Source organism: Ruegeria conchae (assembly GCF_000192475.1).
GTDB lineage: Bacteria > Pseudomonadota > Alphaproteobacteria > Rhodobacterales > Rhodobacteraceae > Ruegeria > Ruegeria conchae.
Genome location: NZ_AEYW01000018.1, coordinates 105,954 through 126,381, shown reverse-complemented (window position 1 = coordinate 126,381; position 20,428 = coordinate 105,954). Strand labels below are relative to the sequence as shown.

The 20,428-nt window shown below is 56.6% G+C and carries 18 protein-coding genes and 1 pseudogene; 15 read left to right on the top strand and 4 right to left on the bottom strand.

Going from position 1 to position 20,428, the window contains the following annotated elements; all coding sequences use genetic code 11:
• Nucleotides 1–9 precede the first annotated feature (9 nt).
• The 10 genes and pseudogenes from G7G_RS0117120 to G7G_RS0117075 all read left to right on the top strand — a co-directional run bounded on the left by G7G_RS0117120 (nucleotide 10) and on the right by G7G_RS0117075 (nucleotide 10,311).
• Complete coding sequence (locus tag G7G_RS0117120; RefSeq protein ID WP_010442674.1) at nucleotides 10–1,458, top strand: biotin carboxylase; 1,449 nt, start codon at nucleotides 10–12, stop codon at nucleotides 1,456–1,458.
• Between the two features lie 8 nt (nucleotides 1,459–1,466).
• A complete protein-coding gene (locus G7G_RS0117115) occupies nucleotides 1,467–2,459 on the top strand; it encodes a C45 family autoproteolytic acyltransferase/hydrolase (RefSeq protein ID WP_010442673.1) in 993 nt (330 codons plus the stop codon).
• 62 nt (nucleotides 2,460–2,521) lie between these two features.
• Nucleotides 2,522–3,097 (top strand): annotated as a pseudogene (locus tag G7G_RS23280) (IS6 family transposase); the annotation flags it as partial.
• 199 nt (nucleotides 3,098–3,296) lie between these two features.
• Nucleotides 3,297–3,437: a hypothetical protein gene (locus G7G_RS24425; protein WP_010442671.1), complete on the top strand. Its 141-nt coding sequence runs from the start codon at nucleotides 3,297–3,299 to the stop codon at nucleotides 3,435–3,437.
• Between the two features lie 87 nt (nucleotides 3,438–3,524).
• Nucleotides 3,525–5,624 (top strand): hydantoinase/oxoprolinase family protein, encoded by a 2,100-nt coding sequence (locus G7G_RS0117100; protein ID WP_010442670.1) that lies wholly within the window; start codon nucleotides 3,525–3,527, stop codon nucleotides 5,622–5,624.
• Nucleotides 5,621–7,270, top strand: coding sequence for a hydantoinase B/oxoprolinase family protein (locus G7G_RS0117095; RefSeq protein WP_010442669.1), 1,650 nt, complete (start codon nucleotides 5,621–5,623; stop codon nucleotides 7,268–7,270). The genes G7G_RS0117100 and G7G_RS0117095 overlap by 4 nt, the downstream gene beginning before the upstream one ends.
• A complete protein-coding gene (locus tag G7G_RS0117090; protein ID WP_010442668.1) occupies nucleotides 7,267–8,349 on the top strand; it encodes a pyridoxal phosphate-dependent aminotransferase in 1,083 nt (360 codons plus the stop codon). Before G7G_RS0117095 ends, G7G_RS0117090 begins: the two co-directional genes overlap by 4 nt.
• On the top strand, nucleotides 8,346–9,089 hold the full coding sequence (locus tag G7G_RS0117085) for a maleate cis-trans isomerase family protein (RefSeq protein ID WP_010442667.1): 744 nt from the start codon (nucleotides 8,346–8,348) through the stop codon (nucleotides 9,087–9,089). The genes G7G_RS0117090 and G7G_RS0117085 overlap by 4 nt, the downstream gene beginning before the upstream one ends.
• Complete coding sequence (locus G7G_RS0117080; RefSeq protein ID WP_010442666.1) at nucleotides 9,086–9,289, top strand: hypothetical protein; 204 nt, start codon at nucleotides 9,086–9,088, stop codon at nucleotides 9,287–9,289. The genes G7G_RS0117085 and G7G_RS0117080 overlap by 4 nt, the downstream gene beginning before the upstream one ends.
• Nucleotides 9,290–9,342: 53 nt before the next feature.
• Nucleotides 9,343–10,311 (top strand): D-2-hydroxyacid dehydrogenase, encoded by a 969-nt coding sequence (locus G7G_RS0117075; protein WP_010442665.1) that lies wholly within the window; start codon nucleotides 9,343–9,345, stop codon nucleotides 10,309–10,311.
• A 219-nt stretch (nucleotides 10,312–10,530) separates the two neighbouring features.
• On the opposite strand, the gene G7G_RS0117070 is transcribed toward G7G_RS0117075, so the two are convergent.
• The 3 genes from G7G_RS0117070 to G7G_RS24730 all read right to left on the bottom strand — a co-directional run bounded on the left by G7G_RS0117070 (nucleotide 10,531) and on the right by G7G_RS24730 (nucleotide 12,466).
• Nucleotides 10,531–11,286, bottom strand: a complete 756-nt coding sequence (locus G7G_RS0117070) for a globin domain-containing protein (protein ID WP_010442664.1) — start codon at nucleotides 11,284–11,286, stop codon at nucleotides 10,531–10,533.
• Between the two features lie 58 nt (nucleotides 11,287–11,344).
• Complete coding sequence (locus G7G_RS24735) at nucleotides 11,345–12,040, bottom strand: FAD-dependent oxidoreductase (protein ID WP_238528825.1); 696 nt, start codon at nucleotides 12,038–12,040, stop codon at nucleotides 11,345–11,347.
• A gap of 72 nt (nucleotides 12,041–12,112) precedes the next feature.
• Nucleotides 12,113–12,466: an FAD-dependent oxidoreductase gene (locus tag G7G_RS24730; RefSeq protein WP_259462656.1), complete on the bottom strand. Its 354-nt coding sequence runs from the start codon at nucleotides 12,464–12,466 to the stop codon at nucleotides 12,113–12,115.
• A gap of 41 nt (nucleotides 12,467–12,507) precedes the next feature.
• Here G7G_RS24730 and G7G_RS0117060 point away from each other — a divergent pair, with 41 nt between their 5' ends.
• Nucleotides 12,508–12,861 carry a winged helix-turn-helix transcriptional regulator gene (locus G7G_RS0117060; RefSeq protein ID WP_010442661.1) on the top strand — a complete coding sequence of 118 codons (354 nt, stop codon included), beginning with the start codon at nucleotides 12,508–12,510 and terminating at the stop codon, nucleotides 12,859–12,861.
• A gap of 104 nt (nucleotides 12,862–12,965) precedes the next feature.
• Here G7G_RS0117060 and G7G_RS0117055 read toward each other — a convergent pair whose 3' ends face one another.
• A complete protein-coding gene (locus tag G7G_RS0117055; protein WP_083829028.1) occupies nucleotides 12,966–13,979 on the bottom strand; it encodes a LacI family DNA-binding transcriptional regulator in 1,014 nt (337 codons plus the stop codon).
• Between the two features lie 104 nt (nucleotides 13,980–14,083).
• On the opposite strand from G7G_RS0117055, the gene G7G_RS0117050 reads away from it, so the two are divergent.
• The 4 genes from G7G_RS0117050 to G7G_RS0117035 all read left to right on the top strand — a co-directional run bounded on the left by G7G_RS0117050 (nucleotide 14,084) and on the right by G7G_RS0117035 (nucleotide 20,051).
• Complete coding sequence (locus G7G_RS0117050; protein ID WP_010442659.1) at nucleotides 14,084–16,405, top strand: DUF1989 domain-containing protein; 2,322 nt, start codon at nucleotides 14,084–14,086, stop codon at nucleotides 16,403–16,405.
• Between the two features lie 35 nt (nucleotides 16,406–16,440).
• A complete protein-coding gene (locus tag G7G_RS0117045) occupies nucleotides 16,441–17,409 on the top strand; it encodes an ABC transporter substrate-binding protein (protein WP_010442658.1) in 969 nt (322 codons plus the stop codon).
• Between the two features lie 64 nt (nucleotides 17,410–17,473).
• Nucleotides 17,474–18,523 carry a quaternary amine ABC transporter ATP-binding protein gene (locus G7G_RS0117040; RefSeq protein WP_010442657.1) on the top strand — a complete coding sequence of 350 codons (1,050 nt, stop codon included), beginning with the start codon at nucleotides 17,474–17,476 and terminating at the stop codon, nucleotides 18,521–18,523.
• Nucleotides 18,524–18,533: 10 nt separating this feature from the next.
• Nucleotides 18,534–20,051 (top strand): ABC transporter permease, encoded by a 1,518-nt coding sequence (locus G7G_RS0117035; RefSeq protein ID WP_010442656.1) that lies wholly within the window; start codon nucleotides 18,534–18,536, stop codon nucleotides 20,049–20,051.
• Nucleotides 20,052–20,428 lie beyond the last annotated feature (377 nt).

Sequence of the window (20,428 nt, the reverse complement as noted above, 5' to 3'; positions counted from 1 at the left end):
GAGGACCATATGCCAAAGAAGGTGCTGAAAAACATCTCGGAAATCCGCCGGTATTTTCATACCAACAAGGACCCGATCTATTTCGTGTCAGCGACCAATTTCAACCTGTTGGGGCTGGATGAGTGGGTGATGAACTTCACCTATATATGCTACATGGATTGCTTTGACGGGCGACATCCGAACGTGTTCGTACCTTCTGAAATGCCGCATGACGAATTCCAGTCCATCGAGGACATCAACAACTATCTGCTACAGCACAAAGAAGTCATTGATCTGGTCAAACGGCGCGGCGGCAAGCCCAAGTTCGTCTTCCTGATGTTCGATGAAACCACCGAAAAGCTGGTCAAGGAACTGGGCGGTCAGCTTTGGTTCCCCAAAGCCAAGCTGCGCACCAAATGCGACAACAAGATCGAAACCGTCCGCATCGGCAACAAGGCGGGCGTGCCTTCGGTGCCCAACACGCTGAGCGTGGTTAAAAGTTACGATCACCTTAAAAAGATCTGCGACAAGGCCGGCTTGGGGAACGATCTGGTGCTGCAGTCTGCCTTTGGCGACAGCGGCCACACGACGTTTTTCATCAAGTCAGAGGCCGATTTCAATAAACACAAAGACGAGATCATCGGCGAAGGCGAAATCAAGATCATGAAACGGATCGATTGTCGTGGTGCGGCGATCGAGGCCTGCGCGACGTCCGAAGGCACCATCGTCGGCCCGCTGATGACCGAGCTTGTGGGCTTCAAGGAACTCACCCCCTATCGCGGAGGCTGGTGCGGGAATGAGATTTTCTCGACCGCCTTCCCACCCAAGGCCCGCGAACAGGCGCGGCAGTTGACCTTCCAGTTCGGAGAAGAACTGCGCAAATCCGGCTATCGTGGCTATTTCGAACTCGACTTCCTGATCGACAAGAAAACCGATGAACTTTGGCTGGGTGAGCTGAACCCGCGCATCACCGGCGCCAGCTCGATGACCAACCACGCGGCCTTTGCACATGCCGATGCGCCGCTGTTCCTGTTCCACCTGCTGGAGTTTTCGAAGAAACCGTTCGAACTGGATGTCGAGGAACTGAATGCCCGCTGGGCTGACCCGGACATGATCGACAGTTGGTCACAGATGGTGATCAAACATACCGATGACAGTGTCGACCGCATCACGCAGGCCCCGCAATCGGGGATCTACAAGATGCTGGAAGACGGGCGTGTGGTGTTTGACCGGTTCGACTATCACCGCCGTGCCGTGGGCGAGAATGAGGCGTTTTTCCTGCGTATCTCGAATGTTGGAGATTACCGCTATGAAGGGGCTGATCTGGGCATCCTGGTGACGCGCGGGCGGTCGATGACCAAAGGTTTCAAACTGACTGACAAGTCGAAAAAGTGGATCCATGGGATCACTTCGGCTTATACGGCTGAACCTCTGCCCGCCGCGCAACCGATGGAAGACCCCGCGTTCAAAATCATGTAGAAAGTCCTATGACGCTTGTTTTTCGTTCTATCGACGAGGCGCAGCCCGGTCCCAAGCTGGCCGGGCTGTTTGCCGAATACTGGCCCGCTTACCGCAAATGGTGGGCGCAAGAGGGGTATTCGGCCCGCCCCACTTATCGCGAATGTCTGCGCGCGCTGGAACAGCATATGCCCGAGATCATGCCGCTGTATGAAGAGGTGGTTGAACTGGTCGGCGGCAGCGACAGCCAAGCGCGGTTTCTCAGTTTTTACTGCCCGCCGAAATACCTATCGGGGTGCAGCCAGGCGGTCTGGCGCGGCAAGACACCTATTCTGGTGCGAAACTATGATTACCACCCCAAGACCTTCGATGCCGCCTTGCTTAGAACCCGCTGGGGTGAGCGTGGCGTGATCGGGATGAGTGATGGCGTACTTGGCCTGCTCGACGGGATAAACGATGCCGGTCTGACGGTGTCGCTGACATTTGGCGGACGGCGCGAGGTGGGTGAGGGGTTCGGCGTTCCACTGATCCTGCGCTATGTTCTGCAAACCTGCGAAACAACCGCTGAAGCGGTTGAATGCCTAAGTCGTATTCCCTGCCACATGAGCTATAACGTCACCGTTTTGGACGCAAAGTACAATCATGGCACGGTGTTTCTGGCCCCCGACCGGCATCCGCAAATCTCTGACGTGCCGGTGGCGACCAACCACCAGGGCCAGGTGGAATGGTCGAAACATGCACGCTTTACCGCTACGCTCGAGCGGGAACGGTTCCTGTTGAACCGTCTCAACCAGCACCCCGAAAGCGAAAAGCGGTTTATCGACGCTTTCCTGCGTCCGCCTCTCTATTCCACGGCATTCAGCTCGGGGTTCGGGACGCTCTATACTGCTGTCTACCGACCAGCAACAAAGCAATTGCAACTGGTATGGCCAGGGACGAGCTGGGATCTGTCGTTTAGTAACTTCAGCGAAGGAAAGGTCAGCCTGAAGTTGCCGAAGGCGGAGGCTGAGGTCACATACTAGCCCGGGTCTTGTCAGAAGAACTTTGTTTGAGCGGGGGTAGGGGCGTTGCGTAGCTTTTGCCCATGACCAAACTTGCCTCTTTCAAGTACTTCAAAACCAGTCCCGAGATCATCCGCCTTGCAGTGATGTTGTACATCCGTTTCCCGCTCTCGCTTCGGAATGCCGAAGATCTGCTGCACGAACGCGGGATCGACGTGAGCCACGAAACTATCCGATATTGGTGGAACCGGTTCGGTCCGATGGTTGACTCTGAGATCCGAAGAAAGAGGGTTCAACAACTGCGCGCATTCTCCAAATGGAAGTGGCATGTGGATGAGGTTTTCGTGAAGGTGAATGGCAAGCGGCATTATCTTTGGCGGGCTGTTGATCACGAAGGCGAGGTACTGGAAGCCGTTGTCGCCAAACGCCGAAACAAGCAGGCTGCACTGAAATTCCTCAAGAAGTTAATGAAGCGACACGGCAAAGCGGAAACCGTCGTCACGGATCGCTTCGCCTCATACAGAGCCGCGCTCAGAGAACTGGGTGCATTCAAAAAACAGCAAACGGGCAGGTGGCTCAACAACCGCGTCGAGAATTCACACCTTCCTTTCCGACGACGTGAGCGCGCGATGCAACGTTTCAGGCGCATGCAAAATCGGTAGAAGTTCGCTGCAGCTCATTCCTTTGTCTAGAACCACATCAATTAGGAAAGATCGCTAGCCAACGGGGGGGTATACAAATTGACGCGCACGGTCGTTCATCCAGATTTCGCGATCTTCGCGTTTCTTAAAGGATAGCCCTATTGGTCTAGCTGAGGCCGGTTCGAATCTGGCTGACGCACCCGCATGCTTGCGGGACATGTCCACATTTTTGTTGACAGCCAGTCCGGTACTCGGGCAGCGTTTTGGGCATGGAAAAGAGCAAGAGCGGCCAAACATGGCGCAAATCATGATTGCAAAACTGGGACGCCGGGAAACCGGCTGTGATCTGGTCGTCTAAACTGACACTGGTAATGAACCGATTTGGCTTTTGCTGGACCGGGCATCCTCATCTCTTCTGCCTCTCCTGATTTTCTGGTTTTTCTAGATGCACAACAAGAACGCGTTGCGCCTTGCCGTTGATATTGGCGGTACATTTACCGATACGGTTTTGGTCGATGAGCAAGGTCATATCCTTGCTACTGCCAAAACACCGACCACCCCGAAAAACCCGACACTTGGGGCGCTTGCGGGTGCTAAGTACGTGTTGGATAAAACCGGGGCGGACTGGCCTCAGATCAGCGGCTTTATCCATGGCACGACACTGGCCACCAATGCGTTGATTGAGCGCCGTGGAGCAGTCGTGGCGACTGTGACGAGCGAAGGGTTTCGTGACATTCTAGAGATCGCCTATGAGCGCCGCTACAACCAATATGAGATCAATCTTGTTAAACCTGATCTGATCGTGCTGCGCGCGCGCGCCTTTACGATTAAAGGCCGAATGGACGCGCGCGGGCAGGAGTTGCAGCCGTTCGATGATGGGGCTGTTTCCCGACTGGTTGAAGAGCTTTCTGCTTGCGGCGCTGAGGCCGTGGCCATTTGCCTTATGCATGCCTATGCCAACCCGACACATGAGCTGCGGCTGCGAGAACTTCTGCTGGCGGCGCTACCCGATCTAACGATTTCGCTATCGCACGAGGTCAGCCCCGAGGCGCGCGAGTTCGACCGGCTCTCAACCACCATTGCCAACGCTTATATCCAGCCTCAGTTGGAAAGCTACCTGGCTGATTTCCAAGCGCGGTTTAGCGATGAGGGGTTGCGATGCCCGATCTTGATGATGACTGCGGGTGGGGGCATGACCACGATGCAAACCGCAGCGCGCCTGCCGATCCGACTTGTAGAATCCGGTCCTGCAGGGGGCGCCATTCTGGCTGCGCGCATCGCCGCCGAGACCGGCGAGCGCGAAGTGTTGAGTTTCGACATGGGCGGAACGACTGCCAAGCTGTGCCTGATCGACCGATATCGCCCGCAGACAGCCCGAAAATTCGAAATCGCACGTGCGGCGCGTTTTATTAAGGGTTCGGGTATGCCTGTACGTATTCCGGTGATCGAAATGATCGAGATTGGAGCAGGTGGCGGTTCGATCGCGCATGTGGATCGGTTAGGCCGCTTGCAGGTCGGGCCCGAAAGTGCGGGATCCGAGCCCGGACCCGCCGCCTTTGCCAAGGGTGGAACCAATCCGACGGTAACAGATGCCGATGTGGTGCAGGGGCTGATTGAACCCGGGCGTTTTGCTGAGGGACGCCTTGGGATCGATACGGACGCGGCTGAAACTGCGCTTGCGTCGGGGATCGGGCAGGCGCTGGAGCTAAGCAGCGCACAGGTCGCCCATGGGGTCAGCGAGATCGTGGATGAGAACATGGCTGCCGCAGGGCGGATGCATGCGGTGGAATCTGGCAAGGATCTGGGCGCTCGGTTGATGATCGCTTTTGGTGGCAATGGCCCCCTGCACGCCACAAGGGTGGCGCGGCGTGCACAAGTCGATCGCATTCTGGTCCCGCGTGATCCAGGGGTAGGTTCGGCGGTCGGGTTCCTATTTGCTCCGGTCTCGTTTGAAATCATCCGCTCGCGCTATAGCACCCTTGAGGCGCTCGACCTTGAGGGGCTTAATGCCTTCTTCGACGCAATGATCAGTGAGGCTGAGGCCGTTGTGAGGGCTGGCGCACCAGAAGGGCGACTAACCCGGCAAAGGCAGGCTTTCATGCGCTATCATGGGCAAGGGCATGAGATTGAAATCACGCTACCTGACCGGGCTTTGAAAGAGGCGGATATTCCTGCGCTTCGCAAGACGTTCGAGGAGGAATACAGCCGCCAATTCAGCCGCGCAGTGCCAGGCATGACTATCGAGGTTCTGAATTGGGCGCTGGAGGTCACGTCAGAGCCACCCGCGCTGGAGCATTACCCCGAGACGCTTGAGAAAAAGCCTGCGCGGCCAGATGGGCAGCGGCGCATCCTGTGTGATGTCACCGGTGAGTGGCGCGAGGCCGATATCCACGAGCGCGCAGCGCTCAGGCCCGGCGACCAAGTGAGCGGGCCTGCCCTGATTATCGAGCCGCAGACCACGACATTCGTCAGCGCAGATTTCTCAGCCCATTTGGATGGCGGCAGTAACATTTGGCTCATACGCAAACGGGAGGGCAACCGATGAGCACGTCGAATACTCGCCTGCAGGTCATGTGGAATCGGCTATTGGCCGTGGTAGAGGAACAAGGTCAGGCGCTGATACGCGCAGCTTTCAGCCCCATCGTGCGCGAATGCGGTGACATTTCCGCTGGCATATTCGATCTACAGGGCCGAATGCTGGCCCAGGCCGTGACCGGCACGCCAGGCCATATCAACACCATGGCTGAAGCAGTCAAAACACTGCGCGGCCGCTTTCAGCTTCAGGATATGAGGCCCGGCGACATTTACTTAACGAATGATCCGTGGATAGCCTCTGGGCACCTGAACGATTTCCTTTTGATGATGCCGGTGTTTTTTCGGGATCAGGTGGTCGGGTTTACCTCCTGCACCTCGCATTTAGTCGATCTGGGCGGGCTGGGCATGGGGCCAGAGGGCGCTGACATCTTTGACGAGGGGCTGCTCATCCCACCTTGTAAGCTAGTGGATACGGGCAATCTAAACACACTTCTGATGGAGATAGTCAAAGCCAACTCTCGCGAACCCGTCGCCAATGAAGGCGATATCTATGCGCTGATCGCGTGTTGCGAGACTGGTGCCGCGCGACTTGCCGGCATGATGGATGAGTTCGGTATCGACCATCTGGACGAACTAGCCGACTACATCATTGATACTTCATATCGTGGCACCGTTGAGGCCATTGCCGAACTTCCCGAAGGGACGTGGCGCAATGTGCTGAAGGTAGACGGGTATGAGCAGGAGATTGATCTGCATGCGACCCTGACCATCGGTGAAGATTACGTTAATCTGGATTTTAGCGGCACTTCCGGCCTGTCAAAAAAGGGTATCAACGTGCCGCTCAATTACGCCACCGCATATTCGGTGTTTGCCTTTCGCTGTATTATCGGGCCGGACATTCCCAACAATGCGGGCTCGCTTGAGCCATTCCACGTTACGGGGCCAAAGAACTGTATTCTGAACGCCCAAGCACCCGCACCGGTCGCCATGCGCCATACACTGGGGCAGATGACACCCGATTTGGTCTATGGCTGCCTGTCGCAGGCGCTGCCGGATTCCGTTCCGGCCGAGGGGGCATCATGCATGTATGACCTGCCGCTGCGCCATACACCCGAGGCGGTGTCTCGCGGGGATGAGCAGTTTGCGCTGGAGCTTGTATTCAGCGGTGGAACCGGGGCGCGGCCTGATCTGGATGGGCTCTCGGCCACCGCCTTTCCGTCGGGTGTCTGGGGAAGTCAGGTGGAAACGACCGAAGCGGTCGCCCCTGTTCTGATCACACGGCGCGAGCTCATTCCGGACAGCGGCGGACCCGGGCGAACACGCGGCGGCTTAGGTCAACATATTGAAGTACGCTCGTCGCAGGACGAAGAATTCATGGTGTTTCTTTCGGTCGAGCGTGTCTTAAACCCTGCGCGCGGGCGTCAGGGAGGGGGTCCTGGCGCACCGGGGCGCATCCGCATCGGCCATGACGGACCAGATCTGCCTGGAAAAGGAGAGGTTCGGGTGAAGGCAGGAGAAACCTTGCTTTTCGAAACACCGGGTGGTGGCGGTTTTGGAGATCCGCATGAGCGTAGTTGGAACGACGTTCGATGCGATCTCGACGAAGGCCTGATCAGTCAAGAGGCTGCGCGCGATATCTATGGGTACAAACCATGATCCGTTCGGTTGGGCATATATCCGCGATGTCACCTTATGCGCTGGCTCAGCTTGATGCACCGAAGGGGATGCCCCTGATTTCGCTCTCTCAAAATGAAAGCCTACGCCCTCCCAGTCCCCTCGCGATTGACGCGGCCGCAAAAGCGCTGGAAGCCGGAAATCTCTACCCCGACCCAGACTGGGGGGATCTTCGCGCAGCGTTGTCGAGGCTCCATGGTATCCCTGCCGATGGCATCCTGTGTGGCTGTGGCTCGATGGAGCTGATCTCATGCATCACACAAGCGTTTGCGGATGAGCACAATTCGGTGCTGGCCCCGGCGCATGCCTACCCGTTTTTCCGAACTGCCGCGCAGATAGCACGAGCGCGCTATGACGACGCCCCGGAAGAAGACAAGCGCGTTTCAGTCGATGCGTTGCTTGCAGCTATCCGGGACGACACCCGTATCGTCTTCGTTGCCAATCCCGGCAATCCTACTGGCACCCGCATCCCGCGCGCCGAACTGGTACGTCTGCGCGAAGGCTTGCCGCGCGATACCCTACTGGTGGTCGACGAAGCATATGCCGAGTTCACAGATCATGTAAGAGAGCCCGTGTTCGATCTGGTCGAACGCGGCGATACGGTGGTTCTGCGTACCTTCTCTAAGGCGTATGGTCTGGCCGGGATGCGCGTAGGTTGGGGCTTGTTTCCACTTGAAATCGCCCGAGAGCTTCGCAAGGTGATGAACCCCAACAACATCACGATAGCCGGCCAGGCGGCTGCAAAAGCTGCGCTCTTGGATCAAGGCTACATGCGCGAAACCTGTCGGGAAACGGCGAGATTGCGCGACGGATTGCGCCAACGGCTGCTTCAGGCCGGGCTAAACGTGCCTGAAAGTTTTACCAATTTCGTCCTGATCCATTTGGAAAGCCCTGAAGCGGCGCACCACGCCGATCATGCCCTTCGCGCAGAGGGCGTGTTTTTGCGCCCGCAAGCCGGAGCTGGGCTTGCCGATTGCCTACGCGTAACCATCAGTGTCGCGGATCAAATCGAAATTGCAGCGAGCCTTCTGGAGCGCCTGGCAAAGGAGGGATTATCATGACGAATTCTCGTGGGCGTGCCCGATTTGGTGTTCTGGTGCCTTTCACCAATACAAATCTCGAACCCGACATGACACTGTTGCGCCCCGATGGCGTGTCGATGCATTTCGCCCGTATGGGGGGCTATGATCAGGACAAGGTCCCCGATGCAGACCAGATGCACGGGCTGGGCGCAGCGGATTTGGACGAGTCGCTGCATCTGTTGCAGGGTGTACGTCCGGATGTGATCCTTTATGGCTGTACCTCGGCTACGCTTACGCACGGCCCGGTATTTGACCGAGGGCTTTCTGAACGGATCAAAGCCACGAGTGGTGCCCAAACTGTGACGGCGGCAGGCGCTTTGGTACACGCGCTGACCACACTGGGGGTGGGGCGTATCGGCTTTGCCTCGCCCTATGTGCCTGCGATCAATGACATGGCCGTCGGATTTTTGGCACAAATGGGTGTTGAAACCTTGATCCGCGCAGAGGTGGACAGTGATTTGGACAACTACGGACAGGGCGAACTGGACCCGCAGGCAGTGTTCGATTTGGGCCTTGCCGCCAACCATCCCGAGGCCGATGCGATTGTGCTGTCTTGCACTGACATGCGCAGCGTCGAGATCATCGCCCATTTAGAGCAAGCAGTGGGCAAACCAGTAATCACGTCTAATCAAGCAATGGCTTTCCGTGCGATGCAGCTTGCTGGAATCGGCGAAGCCTTGCCGGGGTTCGGTCAGCTTTTGGAAAGAGAGCGGCTATGAGTTTTGACCGGGTCGCTGAGCTCTCGCTCGCATGCCAGGACATGCTGCGAGGTGCTCTCAACATGGGCGTAGCGCTGCTGATCGACACGGTTCGCATGGTAGCCGCTGCAACAGGTGTGATGGCAGGGCGAGTCACTGTGGATTGTGCCTTTGCCACTCGCGGCACCGCGAAAGATGCCAGGGCGGTTGATGCGGCCTGAGACCACATTTAGTGAAATGGAACAGCATGTCCGTGCTTCCGTGGAGGAAAACCTTGTCTGACACCCCGCGTATCATTCTGCACAATAGCGACACGGCACCGCTTGCCGAAAGCTTGTGCGCCGCATTCCCAAAGGCAGATTATCGTGAATGCAACAGCTATGAGGGCCTTCCCACGCTGGTCGACAGCTATAAGCCCGAGGTCGTCTATTCGGTTCGTTTCGCGGGCACGCCTGGCTATCCGCGCGACGCGCTGTTTGGCCCGCAAGGCCCAAGTTGGATTGCCAATGGTGGGGCGGGTACTGATCATTACGGCAAGTGGGACCCTCAGAGGACAATCGTGACCAATGCTGCGGGTGTGGCCGCTGGGATGATGGCGGAATATATCCTTGGCGGGTTTTTGCATTTTACCCTGGATGTGCCTGGTCTGCAGAAAGACAAGGCAGCGCGGGTCTGGAACGCGCGTACGGTCAGGCCGCTGGCGGGCAAAACACTCCTGATCATCGGGCTGGGTCATACCGGTCAGGCGGTGGCAGCGCGCGCCAAGGCCTTCGGAATGAAAGTCCTGGGAACCCGCGCGCGCCCCAGGCCGATGAAAAATGTCGATGAGGTGTACGCAGCGGATGAACTGCATGACCTTCTGCCATTTGCGGATTTCATTGCCGTCTCGACCCCACTAATTCCAGCGACACGCGGCTTGATCGGTGCGCGAGAGATTGCGGCGATGAAGCAAGGCGTCATCCTCGCGGATGTTTCACGCGGCGGTGTGGTGGATCAAGCTGCCCTTCACGTAGCACTGAGTGCAGGGCATGTGGCGGCGGTGGTATTGGACGTGTTCGAAACCGAGCCTCTTCCCGAAACAAGCCCGCTCTGGGCTCTTGAGAACGTGGTCATCTCACCGCATTGCTCATCGGTTTATGCCGAATGGGAACAGGCTTCTTTTGATCTGTTTATTCAGAATCTGGATCGCTGGATACGCGGCGAGAGATTGGTCAATATCGTGAACCCTGTGCGTGGATACTAAAGAAAATGACCTGACCTGCAGCCTGTTTGGTTCGGAGCGCATGTAATCTTCCGGATCTAATTTCAAGCCAAGCCGCAGAGCCGCTCTTGCCAAGCGGCCCGGTTTCTGCACCGCACAAGGGACAATATCGGAACCGGTCTGGCAGCTTCAACATAAGTGTTTGTGATGCTGCCAGCTGTTTCGGCGGGGTGATTTGGTGTCTGGCTTGGATTGCAGGCGTCACACCATCAACGCTTTTTCAACAAGCGCCTGTTTGTCCGGATATTGGGACACGTCCACACCGCGCTCAGCCAGCGCGTCGCTTAGCTCTTGCGTGCTCAAGTTTTCGATTGCTGCGGTCGTCATTCTCAGGAAGTTTATCCGGCGCTTTAGCTGTCCGTTCGTTTCACCAAAAATGTGCCGATCCTGGAAAGCGAATTCTTCGGCGTATTTTGTCATGAAGTATGACAGGAACGTGTTGAGGCTAATCCGCACGCGTGGATCATCTGTGAGCAGGTCCGCAGAGGCATCCAACGTCTGTCTCATCAGGTTGGCCCAGCGTTCTGCCCCCTTGTCATTCATCAGAGCCATTGCGTTATGCGCGTGATGAAAGTTCAACCGAAACTCAGCGCCGTGGTAATAGGGGCCACCCCCCATGACATCGATCCACATGGATGCCTGGGTCGCAACATGGTGGTGCAATCCCCCAACCCTTTCGAAGACGGATGTGAACCAAGGCTCATCGGCAAACACGCGTTCATAGAATCTGGTGACTACGCCAACAATTGCATCTTGTCCCAAGACAGAGAATAGCTGCCAGAACTGAATCGGCTTCGAGGTGTCGCCCGGTGCAGTTAGCGAAACAACCTCTGCCATGCGGTGGGCGTCAGCGGGCAGCAGTCCATTTTCGATCGCAGCTGTGATATATGCCTGCTGAACGCGCTCACTCATATACCCGTGGCTGGTTGGAAATTTCGGAAGGTCGACACGTGTCATTAGTTTATGTCCTGGCGGTCTCTTGTCGGGAGGTGAATTGTGGGGCATTCAGCCGATCCTATCGCCCGAACGCCTTGCGATACTTCGAAATAAAAAGGTCTTTTCCCTTCATCTGGCGCGTGACCCAATCGCCAACAGTCGCAAATAGCCAGCTGTTCCCGATTTTGGGACCAAGGGGCAGTAAGATCGGGGCTTTTTTCCATGGCACATATGGCTTTAGATCCTCGATCGCCTGACCTTTCAGTGCTTGTTTCAAGGTTTTGATTAGCCACGGATTCTGTCGGGATATTGCCACAATGGTCATACCGTCACCGATATCGGCAATGTCCCCTGCGATGAAGACGTTCGGGTATTTGGAAGGACGTAACCATTTGTCGGTTTGAATCCGGCCAGAAGGTGCCGTGGCGACCCCGGAAAGCGTTTGCGCCAAAGCCGTATTTGGCCTGGATCCGATCACAGGAAACACCAGATCAGCACTAATCACCCGGCCATCGGTCAATTTGACCGACCCGGCATAGGGTCTGTCCAAGTGTAGCAAGTTTTCCGCTCTTTGGCCCAGAACGATGTTCACGCCTGCGCGTTCCAGCTTGCGTTTCAACTGCGCGCCCAACTTTGCCGGGTACATTGGAAACAAAGTGTTATCTGAAGAAACCAATGTGATGTCTTTGTCGGGTTGAGCTGCGGCGATTTCCCCTGCCAACTCGGTGCCGACCGTACCTGCTCCGACGATGACAACCGACTTTGCTGACGACAATTGCAAACTAACCTCAGCACTCGCCTCGCGAAAATCCTTAATGCTGTTCCCTTCGGGCTTGAAAGGCGCGGCTTAGGACGAACCTGTCGCCAGGACGATGTAATCGGCAGGATAGATGGTTCCGTCTTCTAACGTAATTTCGGATTGTGTAACCCTTGAGGCCCGACCGCGAATGACGCGTCCGCGCATCAGCAAACGATCATAGGGCAGTATGATCTGATCCAACAATTCGGGCTGCAAAAGTGCACGAATGGTCGCTGGTGCCTGCACAAAGGCTTCGCGCTGCTCGATCAGCGTAACATCAGCGTATCCGTCCAGTGCTTTGGCGACCTCAAAGCCAACATATCCACCGCCGACTATCACGACTTTCTTCTGGGTCATCTTCTTCCTCGTTGCGTTCGGTAAGTCTGAGGCGTAGTTAAAAATACAAGATCAAAACGACAAGTACGGTCACATAGGATACCGCTATGGCAACGCTCGAACCAGATGAAAACTGTCTGATTGAGCCACTGATAGAGGCGATCTCGGGTAAGTGGAAACTCTTGATCATCTATTGGCTGGCGCAGGAAACCTCACGGTTTAATCAGCTTCAGCGCAACCTCGGTAGCATCACCCATCGCACGCTAACCCGACAACTTGTTGAGCTGCAGGATGCTGGCTTTGTGTCCCGCAAGGACTTTCGGACTATCCCTCCACATGTGGAATACAGTTTGACATCATTGGGGCAAAGCCTGATCCCTTTGTTGCAGGCCATGCATGAATGGGCGGCCACAAACGCGGGCAAAATGGCACATCCGAAAGACAGCAAGGAGCGCATTTAGTTGCGTACGTTCCTGCAGTAATTGCATCCTTCCAACAGTTGCTTTCGGGACACTGAAGCCCGGTATCGAACGGGTCGGCCAATGTCTGGTCTGGCCCACTTGCCTCAACAACGTTTTGTAGAGTTCCGAACAACGAGTTGTGTAAACAACTCTTCGGATTTGGGCGCCTGATGAGTCGTGATCCAGTTGGCAAGTGCGTCCGCCGCGCGTTCACCCATCTGAGAAACCGGTAAATGTACGCTTGTCAGTGGCGGAACGGTCACAGACGAAGTTGGAAGATCGTCAACCCCGACCATGGAAATTTGGTCCGGGACGATGATATTTTGCGCCTGAAGACCAAGCAAAACCCCCAGGGCGACGACGTCGGATAGACATAGAATTGCCGTTGGCCTGCTGCTTAGATTGCCCAAGTGTTTTGCAGCGTCTGCGCCACCCTGATGGCTGATCTCGGTCTCGAAGGTTGAGAGCTTTCCGTCGAAGGGAAAGACTTTGAGGCCGGTTAGGCGCGCTCTGGTACGGTCATTGTCGTTAACGGGGCCATGCACGACCGCAATGTCTCGGTGTCCGAGTTCAACAAGGTGTTGTAGGGCAAGTTGCGCCGCAGCCGCGTTGTCATACCCGATGGTCGGCAGCGGGTTTTCCGGATTAAAGAAAGACGTGACGATCGTTGGCAACGACGCCCGTTCGATCAGTTCGTGAAACGCCGGGCTGTGCGTAATGCCAGTGATGATCAGTCCTTCTGCCCCGATATCCAGCAGGCTTTTGGCTTTCTCGGCTTCAATCTCTAGGCTCGCCTCGGTTGTCGCAACGATCAGAGACAACTGATGGTCTGATAGCTTACGCTCCAGAGCAGCAAGGAAACGGGCAAAGATCGCATTGTCCAGCGTAGGGACCAAAGCCCCAACAAAGCGGGTGCGACCAGAATTGATTGCCCTGGCAGCCGCGCTAGGAACGAATTTAAGCTCGGCAATGGCGGTCTGAACTTTTTCGAGCGTTTCCTTCTTCACCACGGTCGGTTCATTAAGCACCCTGGACACCGTTGCGACGGACACGCCCGCTGCTTTTGCTACATCTCTGAGATTTGAGCGTTTTTTAGGCTCGGGGGTTTTCTGCGTCACTGATTTTAGGGCCCGTCTTGCCGATCTATAAGTAAAGAGTTGACATATGTAACTGGTTTCATCAAGCTCTGTAACTAGTTACATTTTAGGAATCTGGCTGCGCGATGCACGGGTCTACGGTTTTACATACTTTTACTAACACGGGGTACGACGGCCCCGGTCGCCGGTTCCCGGGCTTCCCAAATGCCTTTGACGCACGCACGCATGTCCTGTCGCCGCGCGAGGCGGTGAAGCTGTCGATCAAACCCGGAGATTTGCTGTCAGTAGAAGGGGCTGGTTCAATGCAGCCATTGGATCTTGCTGCTTTGGCAGAGGGTGGGCAGCCGATGCTTGCGGCACTTGGGCTGAGCCAAACCGGGTTGGTTGAATGGGACGGTTTTGACAGTGCCCAGTTCTCGGGTTGGATAGCAGCGCGGGATGGGGATCAGCGGGTTCCCTGTTACAGATTTGATCAATCATCCGAGCCAGTGATTATACGTGCCAGTCAGACGATGACGGTCTGGTTGATCCGACCCGTCGGAGTTGCCGGGCTAATCGAAGGCTCAGGCGCTGGAAATGTGACGGTTCTGCACAAACCCGCAGCCAAACGTGATGTGCAATTGCCGCCTTTGCTGGGTGATACACGAGACGAATTCACCATCCCTCGCGGCAGCGCCATGGCGTATGAGCTTAAAGCTGGCGAATTCGTTCAAATCATCGATGTTGAAGGCCAGCAATGTTCCGATTTCATGGCGTTGCGGGCTGATGGCCTGGACCGTGGCGAGGAATGGATGATCGACTCCACTGCCACTCGGTCCATGGTTAGACGGGCTTTTCCCGGTCCCGGTTTGCTGGATAAATTCTTTGATCGCGATATGCGCCCGTTACTGAATGTGGTTCAGGACACTTGTGGTCAACACGATACATTCGGTCTGGCGTGCACCGCTCGTGGTTACGAAGAGAGAGGCTTTCCCGGCCATCTAAACTGTTCCGACAACATGACCAATGCTCTGGTGTCCTACGGTGTCAAAAAGCGGACCGCTTGGCCCGCAATCAATTTCTTCTGGAGCACGTGGGTTGACCCGGCTTCGCATCATATCCTGACTGAAGAATCCCGTTCGCGCCCCGGTGATTATGTTGCCATGCGAGCGTTGGAGGATCTGGTCTGCACCTCGACCGCCTGTCCAGACGACATTGATCCGATCAACGGCTGGAACCCGACGGATGTGCATGTACGTATCTACCGCCCTGAAACACCGATCCGCCGTGCGGTTGCCTATCGCGAAAAGGAAGACGCCCTCATGTCGATCAGCCAGGAGTCCGCTTTTCATGACCGTCTGGCCCCGCTGACCCAGCATTTCGCGCCAGCGCGTGATCTATGGACACCGGTCAGTTACCCGGCCCATGGTACTTTGGGTGAATATTGGGCCTGCCGCGAGGCTGTGACAGTGCAGGACATGAGCGGACTGCGCAAATTCGACATCGTCGGCCCGGATGCCGAGGCGCTGCTGCAACTGGCCACCACTCGAAACGTGGCGAAACTGCCGGTTTGGCGTGGATCTTACACGCTGATGTGCGACGAAAGTGGATCGGTCATTGACGATGGCACCTTGTTCCGTCTGGCGCCCGAGATTTTCCGTTGGTGCTGCGGGTCCGAGGAAAGCGGGCGGGTGTTGCAGGAACTGGCAGACTCGCGCGGCTTGCAAGTGCGGGTCCACGCATTGCGCGGAACGATGCCAAACCTGGCTATTCAAGGGCCGAAATCGCGCGACTTGCTACGCAAGATCGCTTTTACCCAACCGCATGTACCCAGCCTGGATCATCTAAAATGGTTCGGTGTCACCGTCGCACGGCTGAACGATCGCGAAGGTGCGCCGTTCATGCTGTCGCGATCGGGCTATACCGGCGAATTAGGGTATGAAGTTTTCTGCTCAAAATCCGATGCCGTCGCGATCTGGGATGCGGTAATGGCAGCCGGCGAAGAATTCGGGATCACCCCAATGGGTTCAGCCGCACTAGACATCATCCGGATTGAGGCAGGTCTGGCCGCCGCAAACGCCGAATTCGCACCGGGCGTCGATGCGTTCGAGGCTGGATTGGGCTTTGCGGTCGATCTGACCAAGTCTGACTTCACCGGCAAGTCGGCTCTGCAACGCAACGCACGCGACCCGCGCCGGGTGCTCAAAGGGCTGCTGATCGGTTGCGATGACGTGCCAGCCCACGGTGCCCCGGTCTACGCGGGAGAACGGCAGGTGGGTGTGGTGACCTCGGCTATACGTTCACCGATGCTGGAGCATGCGATTGCGATGGCCCGATTGTCGGTCGAGCAGGTGGAAAACGGCATTCAATTGGAGATCGGACAGCTCGACGGACGGATGAAACGCCTGTGCGCGACTGTCTCGGACATTCCATTCATAGACCCGCAACGCAAGCGGGCGCGCGCCTGATGGCGCATGCAACTCAACGAAACGGGAGAAATAATATGAAAAAAGGAATGCTAACGGCAGCATTGACCCTGACTTTGGGCGCTACAACCGCGATCGCACAGGACAAAGTGATGGTCGGTGAACCCAGCTGGCCCGGTGCCAAGATTATGAGCCGCGTCATTGGTCAGGTTATCGAAACACGTCTAGGCGGCGAAGTTGGCTATGCGCCTGGCGCCAATGCGGTCATCTTTGCAGCGATGGATGGCGGGCGTGGCGATATCGACGTGCACCCGGATGTCTGGCTGCCGAACCAGTCTTCGTTCACCGACGAGTATGTCGATCAGAAGGGCACTGTCGCGCTGTCTTCTGGCAGCTACGAGGGGCGCGCCGGCATCTGCGTGCCGAATTATATGGTTGAGGATCACAACATCCGTTCAATCTACGATCTGGCCACCCCAATGGCGCAAGAGCTCTTCGACTCGGATGGTGACGGCATGGGTGAGGTTTGGGTTGGTGCTTCGGGCTGGGCTTCAACCAACACATTCAAAGTGCGGGTGCGGGACTATGGGATCGAGACCTTCCTGACACCAACGACCGAGGATGAAACCGTGTTCTATTCGCGCTTGAAGGATCAGGTTGACCAACAGAAGGGTGCGGCCTTCTACTGCTATGCGCCGCATTACGTGCATGCTTTGTATGATGTGACAATTCTGGAAGAACCCGAACATGATGCGACCACATACAAGATGGTGCAGCCCGATCAGGACGCAGATTGGTTCAACAAGTCCCATATCAGCACCGGTGAACCGGTCAAGACCGTGACCGTCGCCCATTCCAAATCGCTTGAGCAGCGCAACCCGGCAGCGGCGTCCTTTCTGGCTAATATCGACATGGATGCCGGCGAGCTAAGCGGTCTGACTTACGAGGTCGTCGTCAAAGGGCGTGATACAGACGAGGTCGTGGCCGAGTGGATCGCCGCCAATGGCGATACCGTCGACAGCTGGCTTGGTCTGACCACCAACTAAAACCTGTGCGCCCCCGATGATTTCGGGGGCGTTGCTCGATTCATTCAACTGCGGTGGGGTCAGTATGACAGCGGATATCGCAATCGACGCAAAAGGCGTTTGGAAGGTTTTTGGTGCGCGGTCGCAGGAAGCTTTGCAAGCCATCCACAGCGAGGGGCTGAGCAAGACCGAAGTACTGGAGCACTTCGACTGCGTTGTCGGCGTCGCCGATGCAAGTTTCGAAATCGAGCGGGGTGAGTTGTTCTGTGTCATGGGCCTGTCGGGCTCGGGCAAGTCGACCCTTGTGCGGCATGTGAACCGTCTACTGGAGCCCACGGACGGCCATATCTATTTGGATGGCGAGGATGTGATGGGCCTGAATGATGAGAGCTTGCGCGACCTGCGCAACCGGCGCGTCGCTATGGTGTTCCAGAACTTCGGCCTGATGCCCCACCGTACTGTCCGCGACAACGTAGCGATGCCGCTGGAAATCCGAGGCACCGGCAAGGCGCGCCGCTGGGAAGAAGCGGACCGGGTGCTGGAACTGGTCGAACTGAATGGCTGGGAAGACAAATACGCTCATGAGCTGTCGGGCGGTATGCAGCAACGTGTGGGTCTGGCCCGTGCCATCGCCGCCGACCCCGAGATATTGCTGATGGACGAGCCGTTCTCGGCCCTCGACCCGCTGATCCGAAAGCAGTTGCAGGACCAGTTCATGGACCTCAGCCACAAGCTGAACAAGACCACGATGTTCATCACCCACGATCTAGATGAAGCGATCCGCATCGGACATCGTATCGCGATCATGAAGGACGGGCGCATTGTGCAGATCGGTACGCCGGAAGAAATCATCCTCAACCCCGCCGATGACTACGTGGCCGACTTTGTGGCAGGGATTTCCAAACTCAACATGATCTTCGCCCATGCGGTGATGAAACCGGTCGAAGAGTTCGAGGCGCATCACGGCGAAGTGCCCGAAGATGCCAAAGAGGCGCATCCGGACATGGATTTGTCCGATCTGATGAACCTCTGCGTTGATGGTCATGGAGTTGTAGCCGTCGCTCAGGATGGCAAGACCGTGGGTGTTATCAACCGAGCGGGTCTGATCCGCGCGATTCAGGACAGTCAAGCCTAAGGGGGCCGCTATGAAACATGTTGATACACAACAGATCCAACCGGAAACCGCCGACCGCCTGAATGGCTTGATCGGAGATTTCGTGGGGCAGGGGCAGTCCTATTACCAAAAGACGTTTGCCTACATGATGCAGGCCCCCGGCTACCGCTTTACGCTGAACAAGGCCGCCGCAATTCTGGGGCCGATATGGTTCGGGGCGCGGGGGCTGTGGTCGTGGTTCCTTGGGTTTTTGGTGCTGGAAACGCTTGCCTATATCCAAATCGGTCTGGGCTTATTCGGTGATCTGGGCCGTGAGTTTCGGGAACGCGCGGAACAGATTGAGCAGACACTGGAGCTGCGCCGCCAGCAAATTGCAGCGGCAGAGCAATCCGGTTTAACCACTTTGGAGTCATTGAAGCGCGCCGCGGAATCGCTTGAGGGTGCTTTGGCAGGCGCGCAGGAGGCCGCACGTTCGGCGGATTCGACAGGATTCACCTATCTGGTTATCGGGATCGTCCTTCTGCTGGCGTTTAAGTTCCTGGCCGCCTCGTTGGCCAACTGGACGCTTGAAGGGCAGTTCGCGCGCTGGCGTTCGGACCCGAGCGTAGCGCATGGCTGGTCGCTGCCTCGGGTAGTCGTCGCGACGGCGCTGACTGCCGTGGTAGTAATCTTGTCGATGATCAAGTTTGCGCAACCCGATGCGCTAGCGGTACTCAAAACTTTCCCAACCAACCGGGACTGGCGTTTAAACGTCGGCGATGGCGTACAAGCAGTGTTTGAATGGACCAAAACCGCCGGGCGCGGCTTCTTCGATGGGCTGACCTTTGGGATGCGCACCCTGCTGGACTGGATTGAGGTAGTGCTGGTCGATACGCCGTGGCCGGTCGTGGCACTGGTGATTATCATGCTGGCCTATCTCTCTGCCGGACCGCGCGTGGCAATCTTCACCGGTGCAGCGCTGGCCTATCTGGGCCTATTGGATTTCTGGGAAAAAGCGATGACCACGATTGCCCTGCTGGGCGCGGCGGCGCTGATTTCGATCACGCTAGGTATCCCGCTGGGCATCTATTGTGCGCGCCGCCCGCGGGCGTTTGCAATCGTGCGACCGATTTTGGATTTCATGCAGTCGATGCCGTCCTTCGTCTACTTGATCCCGGTCGTGGCCTTTATCGGATCAGGCAAGCCAGCGGGCGTGGTCGCAACAATGATCTTCGGCAGCCCCCCGGTGATCCGTTTTACCGTTCTTGGCCTGCAGCAAGTTCCCGAAACCGTGCGGGAGGCCGCCTTGGCCTTCGGAGCGACGCCCCGGTATCTGCTATGGAGGGTAGATCTGCCCCTGGCGCACAAGACTATCATGGCGGGTGTGAATCAGACTATCCTGATGTCTCTTGCGATGGTGGTCGTCGCCTCGCTGATCGGTGCAAAAGGCTTGGGCGAGGACGTGCTGGAGGCGCTTCAATATGCCGCTGCAGGACAAGGAATTTTGGCTGGATTGGCGATCCTGTTCTGCGCGCTCATCCTGGATCGAATTGTGGCTGGAAGAAAATGACAAATACGTCAAGCGCACGATCACTCGACAGTATTTCGAGGTGGCGATGCAGATTTTTTCGCAGATGTCACGGTTTCGTCTGAACCCTTAGTTGAAGCAACCTCTCTGGTCCGGGCATGTGGGCAGCGCAGGCACCTACAAGGTGGCAGGCTATGTTGTTCTACCAATCTGATTGAAGCTGGTTCGAATTGTTTTCCAACCCGGTGGCAGCGCAGATCCAGTGCCGCATACGTTGGATTGATGTTTGAACCCAGATCGTCGGACTAATAATCGCATTCGCCACCCAGTGAGGCGTCATTCAATTAATAAGTTGAACTGGCCAGATGCAGTCACGTCGATTGTCACGAGGTCACCGCACATCAGGCCGTGTTTGTTCT

Bases quoted from the DNA above. Each gene is read 5' to 3' on its own strand.
- G7G_RS0117035 (WP_010442656.1), top strand. From the start codon at position 18,534: ATGAAACATGTTGATACACAACAGATCCAACCGGAAACCGCCGACCGC.
- G7G_RS0117045 (WP_010442658.1), top strand. From the start codon at position 16,441: ATGAAAAAAGGAATGCTAACGGCAGCATTGACCCTGACTTTGGGCGCT.
- G7G_RS0117050 (WP_010442659.1), top strand. From the start codon at position 14,084: ATGCACGGGTCTACGGTTTTACATACTTTTACTAACACGGGGTACGAC.
- G7G_RS0117080 (WP_010442666.1), top strand. From the start codon at position 9,086: ATGAGTTTTGACCGGGTCGCTGAGCTCTCGCTCGCATGCCAGGACATG.
- G7G_RS0117120 (WP_010442674.1), top strand. From the start codon at position 10: ATGCCAAAGAAGGTGCTGAAAAACATCTCGGAAATCCGCCGGTATTTT.
- G7G_RS0117040 (WP_010442657.1), top strand. From the start codon at position 17,474: ATGACAGCGGATATCGCAATCGACGCAAAAGGCGTTTGGAAGGTTTTT.
- G7G_RS0117070 (WP_010442664.1), bottom strand. From the start codon at position 11,286: ATGACACGTGTCGACCTTCCGAAATTTCCAACCAGCCACGGGTATATG.
- G7G_RS0117060 (WP_010442661.1), top strand. From the start codon at position 12,508: ATGGCAACGCTCGAACCAGATGAAAACTGTCTGATTGAGCCACTGATA.
- G7G_RS24425 (WP_010442671.1), top strand. From the start codon at position 3,297: ATGTCCACATTTTTGTTGACAGCCAGTCCGGTACTCGGGCAGCGTTTT.
- G7G_RS0117095 (WP_010442669.1), top strand. From the start codon at position 5,621: ATGAGCACGTCGAATACTCGCCTGCAGGTCATGTGGAATCGGCTATTG.
- G7G_RS0117090 (WP_010442668.1), top strand. From the start codon at position 7,267: ATGATCCGTTCGGTTGGGCATATATCCGCGATGTCACCTTATGCGCTG.
- G7G_RS0117100 (WP_010442670.1), top strand. From the start codon at position 3,525: ATGCACAACAAGAACGCGTTGCGCCTTGCCGTTGATATTGGCGGTACA.
- G7G_RS0117115 (WP_010442673.1), top strand. From the start codon at position 1,467: ATGACGCTTGTTTTTCGTTCTATCGACGAGGCGCAGCCCGGTCCCAAG.
- G7G_RS0117085 (WP_010442667.1), top strand. From the start codon at position 8,346: ATGACGAATTCTCGTGGGCGTGCCCGATTTGGTGTTCTGGTGCCTTTC.